Annotated in this window: 4 protein-coding genes; 2 read left to right on the forward strand and 2 right to left on the reverse strand. The window is 67.2% G+C overall.

Annotated features, from left to right (window positions below; translation table 11 throughout):
• Together VFK57_22450 and VFK57_22455 are read right to left on the reverse strand one after the other, a co-directional pair.
• The coding region (locus VFK57_22450; protein ID HET7698493.1) for a lyase family protein at nt 1–690 on the reverse strand (690 nt) is incomplete at its 3' end.
• 244 nt (nt 691–934) lie between these two features.
• Nucleotides 935–3,835, reverse strand: coding sequence for a TonB-dependent receptor (locus VFK57_22455; protein ID HET7698494.1), 2,901 nt, complete (start codon nt 3,833–3,835; stop codon nt 935–937).
• A 109-nt stretch (nt 3,836–3,944) separates the two neighbouring features.
• Between VFK57_22455 and VFK57_22460 the strand changes: the two genes are divergently transcribed.
• Nucleotides 3,945–6,296, forward strand: a complete 2,352-nt coding sequence (locus tag VFK57_22460; GenBank protein HET7698495.1) for a PBP1A family penicillin-binding protein — start codon at nt 3,945–3,947, stop codon at nt 6,294–6,296.
• 86 nt (nt 6,297–6,382) lie between these two features.
• Nucleotides 6,383–7,130 (forward strand): SurA N-terminal domain-containing protein (locus tag VFK57_22465; protein ID HET7698496.1); only part of this gene is annotated, 748 nt, incomplete at its 3' end.

Genomic DNA, 7,130 nt, shown 5'->3' on the forward strand with positions numbered 1-7,130 from the left:
AAACTCCATCGTGCACCAGAGCAGCAGGTCCTGGATGACGCGGCCGAGACCGACCAGCAGCACGGCGGTCGCGCTGACGCTCTCGAGCAGGTAGTCGACGGTCGCGATGCTGCCGTAGGTGTTGCACGTCGTCGCCCCGAAGCCAAGCAGCGCGGTGGTCCGCTCGCGATCGATGGGAAAGCCGGTCCCGGTGATGGCGCAGGCCCCCAGCGGATTCTGGTTGGTGCTGCGGTATGCCGCCTGCAGCCGCACCGTGTCGCGCTCGAGCTGCTCGATGACCGCCTGCAGGTAGTGCGCAATGGTCGACGGCTGCGCCGGCTGCGTATGCGTATGCGCGGCGAACACGGCGTCGCGATAGCGCTCGGCGAGCGGCACCAGCGCCCGCCGCAGCGCCAGCGTCCCGTCGATCACGGCGAGGATCCACAGGCGCTGCTGCATGCGGTACATCGTCATGTCGATGTCGTTGCGCGAGCGCGCGGTATGCAGCCGCCCCGCCGCATCGTCGCCACAGTTGGCCGAGATGAGCCGGTCGAGATAGAAGAAGAGATCCTCGTAGGTCCCGTCGTACTGAATTGCCCGCACCGCATCGAGGTCGATCGCATCGAGAGCGCGGCGGATCGCCGCCGCTTCCGCGCGCGACAAAATCCGCTGATCGGCGAGCATCACCAGGTGCGCGTAATGAATCGCCATCAACGGCGCCAGGAACTGCGCCTTGGCGTCTTCGAAGTTCTCGTTGAGAACGATGCGGACTTAGTCGGGCGAGAATTTCACAGTGGCTTGGGCTTTAGGCTTTAGGCTTTAGGCTTTAGGCTTTAGGCTTTAGGCTTTAGGCTTTGGGGGCGTCAGGCTTCCCGGCTTCAGGCTAAGGTCCGTGAGCCCTCGTTCTTGCCAAAGCCCCTAAAGCCTAAAGCCCAAAGCCCAAATCCTACCTCACTCAGAAGCTGTACTTGAATCCCAGCTGCATGGTGCGCTGGTCGTAGCCGCTCTTCCCGGCGTTGGGGTAATCGCGGCCGTTGAGCACGAGCGGGCTGGTCGGGTTGCCGAGCGCGTCGGTGGGGACCACGCGGTTCACGCCGGCGATGTTCTCGTTGTTCAGCAGGTTCTTCGCCTCGAAGAACAGTTCCGCGCGCTGGCCGGCGACGATCGGGATGAACCGCGAGTAGCGCAGGTCGAGATTGATCACCCGGCCGAGCCGTCCGGCGTTGCGCTCGAGGCCGATCGGGCGGTCGTTCAGGATCCCGTCGCCGTTCAAGTCGAAGTTCGAGCGGATGTTGAACGGCAGCCCGCTGTTGGCCTGCAAAATGATGCCGACCTGGTTGTTGTTCCAGATCGCCGCGCCGGCGCGCGTGGCCGACACCCGCGGCGCCAGCACCGTGGAGAGCGAGAACGTGTGCGTCTGGTTGAACGGCGTCACGCCGCGCTCGCGATCCAGGTTGGTCGGATCCGACACGCGATCGTCCGCGCTGCCGACGACGTACGTGCCGGTGAGCGGCGCGTTGTCTTCACCCCGCGCCAGCGTGTAGGTCGCCTGCGCCATCCAGCCGTGCGTCATCCGCTTGGTCAGCGTCGCGGTGAACGCGTTGTAGGCCGACTCGCCGATCGACCGGAACAGGTTGATCTGGCTGAACGCAGGATTCTGACGCGCCGCCGAGAAGATGGGCCGTCCGTCGGCGAGCGTCGTCGCGCCCGGCACGAGGTTCACGTCGAGCAGCACCGGCAGGTTCCGGCCGGTCGAGTTGACGTAGCCGGCCGAGACCGCGAGATCGTTGCCGAGCGCGCGCTCGATCTGCACGTTGCTCAGCCATGCCGACTGCGTCTCGAACTCCGGATCGACCGCGGTAATGCTCTGCCGGGGCAGCACGAAGGTCGGCGGCACGTTGGCGAGGCTGGTCGGGAACGGCGGCGCGCCGGCATCGCTGCCGCTCACCGAGGCGGTGAAGCTCGCCGGGTCGCCGTTGCTCAGGATGGCGTTGTCGTAGAAGTCCAGCAGCGGCGGCTCGTACATCAGGCCGACCGAGGCGCGGACGACGGTGCGCGCGGCGGCGTCCACCGACCACGAGAGGCCGACGCGCGGCGCGAGGTTGTTCTTGTCGATGGTGAAGTCCTGCGAGTAGGGGTTGGGCGCGAACGGCCGCGCCTGCGGCACGTCGAACAGGTCGTAGCGCAGGCCGTAGAGCAGCTTCACGCGCGGCCCCACCTGCCAGTCGTCCTGCAGGAACAGGCCGTAGAAGCCCGAGTCGTACTCGGCGTCGCGCTTGCCGAACAACTGCTGCAGGGTCGAGTAGCCGAACGGATTGGCGCCGCTGCGCGCCGCGAGGTAGGCGGCGATCGACGGGAACGTATAGACGAACTGTTCGCCGCGCGTCCGCCGATCGGCGATCCACTGCGCGTCGATCCCCGCTTTCAGTGCGTGCCGCCCGCGGATCCAGCTCAGGTTGTTGACGACCTGCGTGATCCCCTGGTTGAAGTCGAAGCCGACCGAGTTCGTGTCACCCAGGCGCGCGCCGCCGAACTGCGCGATGCCCGAGACGGTGATCGCCGGCCCTTCGACCGAGACGCCCTGCGTGCGGAACTGATGCCGCCGCGCGTACTGCACGCGCAGCTCGTTGAGCATGCCGCTGCCGAGCTGCGACACGAGCTGCGCCGCCACCGAGTCCATGCGATCGGTGAAGTCGGTGGCCCGATCCGTCGTCGTGAATCCGGCGCCGACGTTCTGCTCCGAGAAGTTCTTGAACAGGAAGTAGCGCACCGAGAGGTGATTGGCGGCGTTGAACTGATAGTCGGTCTTGCCGAACCCGAAGTTCACCTGCTGGTGTGCCGGGATGACGCCGCTCGACGGCAGCGTGATGCCGAGGGCCGCCGCGTTCGCCGGCGTGACGGTGATCACCTGGCCGCCCGTCACCAGGCTCCGATCGACCAGCTCGTAGGCGCCGTAGTAGTGCCACTTGTCGGTCTTGATCGGTCCCCCGAGCGTTGCCGTGAAGTCGTTCGCCTCGGTGTCGGGCTTCCGGGCCGTCGCGGCGAGGAAGAACGGCCGCTCCGAGAACGGGTTCCGCTTGAACCGGAAGCTCGCCGAGCCGTGTAGATCGTTGGTGCCCGACGGAGTGATCGCGTTGTAGACCATGCCGGTCGTCTGCCCGAACTCCGGCGCGAACCCGTTGGTGATCACCTTCACTTCACGGACGAGGACCTCGGACACAGGCAGCAGCCGCAGGCCGGCGCGATCCTTTTCCGTGTTGGTGTTCCCGTCGAGCTGGTAGTTGGTGCGCATCTGGCTGCCGTTCGCGTTGATGCGCGGCACGCCGAACTCGTTGTTCTCGTAGCCGGTGACGTTGGCCTGCAGGAAGGCGAAGTTGTACGGGTTGCGCGAGACGAGCGGCAGGTTCCTCACTTCCGTCTCGCCGATCGTCCGGCCGAGATCGATCCGGCCGGGCTGGGCGACCGGCGACTCCCCCGTCACCGTCACCGTCTCGGCGACGTTGCCGACGCTCAGCGTCACATTGATCAGGGCCGTCTGCCCGGCAGACAGGGACACGCCGCGCTGCTCGAATTTCTTGAATCCCTGCAACTCCGCGGCGACCGAATAGCTGCCGAGCGGCAGCAGCGGCGCGCGGTAGGCGCCGTCGGCGCTGCTGACCACGACGCGCTGAGCGCCGGTGTCCGTGTTGGTGATGGTCACGGTGACACCGGGGAGCGAGGCTCCGCTGCTGTCGGTGACCGTGCCTTCGATGGTGCCGTTGATGGCTGTCGACTGGGCAGCGGCCGGGACCGCCGTCAGCAGCACGAGCATCGACGCGGCGAGCCCATGCCGAACCTTCTTGCGGATGCTAAACACGACTCCTCCTGCACACGATAAGAACGAGAAGCGCCGGAGCGCTCCACCTCAGGCAATAGGACGCTTCGGTTACAATGGCGGTTGCAGCCCTGCTCAGGTTCCAGCTCAGGTGACCACGGTCCGAACACCGAAGCCCGCCGCGAAGCCCGCTTCGCGTTTCCGTCTGGCGTTTCTGCGCGGGCGGAGCTGGAAGTTCTATGCCGCGCTGGGGATCGGCATCCCGTTCGCGCTCGGCTGCGTCATCGTCGGCTACTTCTACGTCAGCTTCTCCCGCATCATCGACGCCCGGATGCACGGCGAGTTCCTGCGGACGGATCCGCGGATCTTCGCGCGCCCGCTCATCATCCGGCGCGGCCAGCGGGTGACGCTGCCGCAGATGGTCGATCGGCTGAACGATCTCGGGTACGCACAGCGTTCGCCGGTGGAACAGCCCGGACAGTTTGCGATCGGCCGCGACGCGCTGGCCGTCATTCCACGCGCCGGGGATCGTGCCGGCCAGACGATCCGGTTCGTCTTCGCGCCGACGACGCCGAAGGGGGGCGGCGGCGGGCTCATCTCCATCGAGACGCTGAAGAAACAGCGGCTCGACGGGATCGAGATGGACGCGCCGCTGTTGACCGCGCTCATCGCCGAAGCCCGGGAGAAGCGCCGCGACGTGCCGCTCTCCGCGATCCCCGCCCGGATGATCCAGGCCGTGCTGGCGATCGAGGATCGCCGCTTCTACGACCATTCCGGCGTGGACTGGATCGGGACGACGCGGGCGGTGCTGACCAATATCTTCGGCAGCAAGCAGTATCTGAGCGGCGGCAGCACCATCACCCAGCAGCTGGTCCGGAACACGTTCCTGACGTCGATGTGGGGGCTGGACAAGGCGCGCGAGCGCGGCGGGTTCGCCGGCCTCAAGCGCAAGGTCAGCGAGTGGTTCATGTCGGTGGCGCTCGAGCGGCGGCTGTCGAAAGACAAGCTGCTCGAGCTGTATCTCAACGACGTCGATCTCGGCCAGCGCGGCTCGTTCGCGATTCGCGGCGTGCCCGAGGCCGCGCGGCTGTTCTTCGGCAAGGACGTGAGCAACCTGAGCCTGGTCGAAGCCGCCACCATTGCCGGCATCATCCAGGCGCCGAGCCGCTACGCGCCGTTCAACTATCCGGATCGCGCCAAGGAGCGCCGCAACGTCGTCCTCCGCGCGATGACCGACACCGGCTTCATCAGCGAGGAGGCGCGCGAGCGCGCCGCGCGCGAGCCGCTGCAGGTCGTCGCCCGCGCGCTGGAATCGGAGGCGCCGTACTTCGTCGACTACCTGACGCAGGAGATTCAGGAGCGCACCAAGGCCGCCGGCGCGGTAGACGTCTACACCACGCTCGATCTGCACTACCAGCGGATCGCGCAGGACGCGGTCCGTGATGGACTGATCCGGGTGGACGGGATGCTGTCGAAGCGGCGGCCGCGCATCCCGCAGGCGGCGCTGATCGCCGTGGATCCGCGCACCGGCGAGATTCTGGCGATGGTCGGAGGGCGCTCCTACAACCAGTCGCAATACAACCGTGCCGTCACCTCCAAGCGGCAGCCGGGATCCGTGTTCAAGCCGTTCGTCTTCCTGGCGGCGTTCGAGCGCGCGCAGCAGGAAGGACGCACCGACATCACCCCGGCCACCATCGTCGTCGACGAGCCGACGTCGTTCACGTTCAACGAGCAGGTCTGGACGCCGGGTAATTACGACAACGAGTACGACGGCCCGATCACGCTGCGCCGCGCACTCGCCCACTCGCGCAACATCGCGACCGTCAAGGTGGCGGAATCCACCGGCTTCGACAACGTCGCCGCGGTGTGGCGCCGCTTCGGCATCGGCACGCCGCCGAAGGGTTATCCCTCCATCGCCCTCGGCGTCTTCGAGGCGTCGCCGTTCGAGATCGCGACCGCCTACACCGTGTTTCCGAACCTCGGCACGATCCGTCCGCTGCGCGGGCTCCGCCGCATCGTCAGCGAGGGCAAGGAGCTGCCGATCTCGCAGACGCCGCCGAAGGCGGTGACCGACAAAGAGACGACGTTCCTCGTGCTGAACATGATGCGCGGTGTCATCAACGAGGGCACGGCCGCCGGTGTGCGCGGCGCGGGATTCCAGCTCGATGCCGCCGGCAAGACCGGCACCACCAACGACCTGCGCGACGCGTGGTTCGTCGGCTTCACGCCGGAACTGCTCACCGTCGTGTGGGTGGGGCTCGACGACAACCAGGCGCTGGGGCTGAGCGGCGCGCAGGCGGCGCTGCCCATCTGGACGCAGTTCATGTCGCGCGCCCTTGCCGGGCACGCCAACCAGAGCTTCGACGCGCCGCCCGGCATCGTGTGGGTGGACATCGATCGGGAGACGGGAAAGCTCGCGTCGCCCGGCTGCCCGAAGGTCGTGCGCGAAGCCTTTCTGCCAGGCACCGAGCCGGTCGAGATCTGCCACCTGCACTATTTCTGAGTCGGGACAACTCCCGGAACTCCCCACGGCTCCCGACCGGGAGCGGGTGCTAAACTTTGGTTTTCAGCGAAAAGAGGTCCAGGCACGTGAAATCGAAGCTCTTCTTATGTGTGCTCGCAGCCGTGCTCGCCGTCGGCGGGTGCCGTAAAGCGCCGGCAGGCCAGGCGGCGGGCGCGACGCAGGGGTCGGGGACGGCGCCGGCGGCCGCCGGTCAGCCCGCGGCCCCGGCCGCGCCGCCGAAGCCCGTGCCGCAGCAGCTGCCCGACGTGCTGGCCCGCGTGAACGGCGAGCCGGTGAAGAAAGAAGACTTCGAGCGGATGGTGCGCACCATCGAGGCGCGCGCCGGACAGCCGATTCCGGCGGATCGCCGCGACGAGATCCTGCGCGGCGCGCTCGATCAGCTGATCACCTACACGCTGCTCTCGCAGGAGAGCCGCAACCGCGGGGTCAAGGTGGAGGCGGCCGAGATCGACGCGAAGATGGGACAGCTGAAGTCGCAGTTCCCCACCCAGGACGCGTTCGACAAGGCGCTGAAGGATCGCGGGATGACCGCCGACAGCCTGCGCAAGGACGCGCAGATCGATCTGAGCGTCACCAAGCTGATGGACGCGGAGGTCGCGGCCCTTCCCGGCCCGAGTGACGCGGACGCGAAGGACTTCTACGACAAGAACCCGGACAAGTTCAAGGAAGACGAACAGGTGCGCGCCAGCCACATTCTCGTCCGCGTGGACGAGAAGGCCGACGCCGCGACGAAGGCCAAGGCGCGCGCCGAGATCGACGCGGTGATGAAGAAGGTCAAGGCCGGCGGCGACTTCGCCAAGCTCGCGCAGGAAC

It is taken from the genome of Vicinamibacterales bacterium (assembly GCA_035699745.1).
Taxonomy (GTDB): Bacteria; Acidobacteriota; Vicinamibacteria; order Vicinamibacterales; family 2-12-FULL-66-21; genus JAICSD01.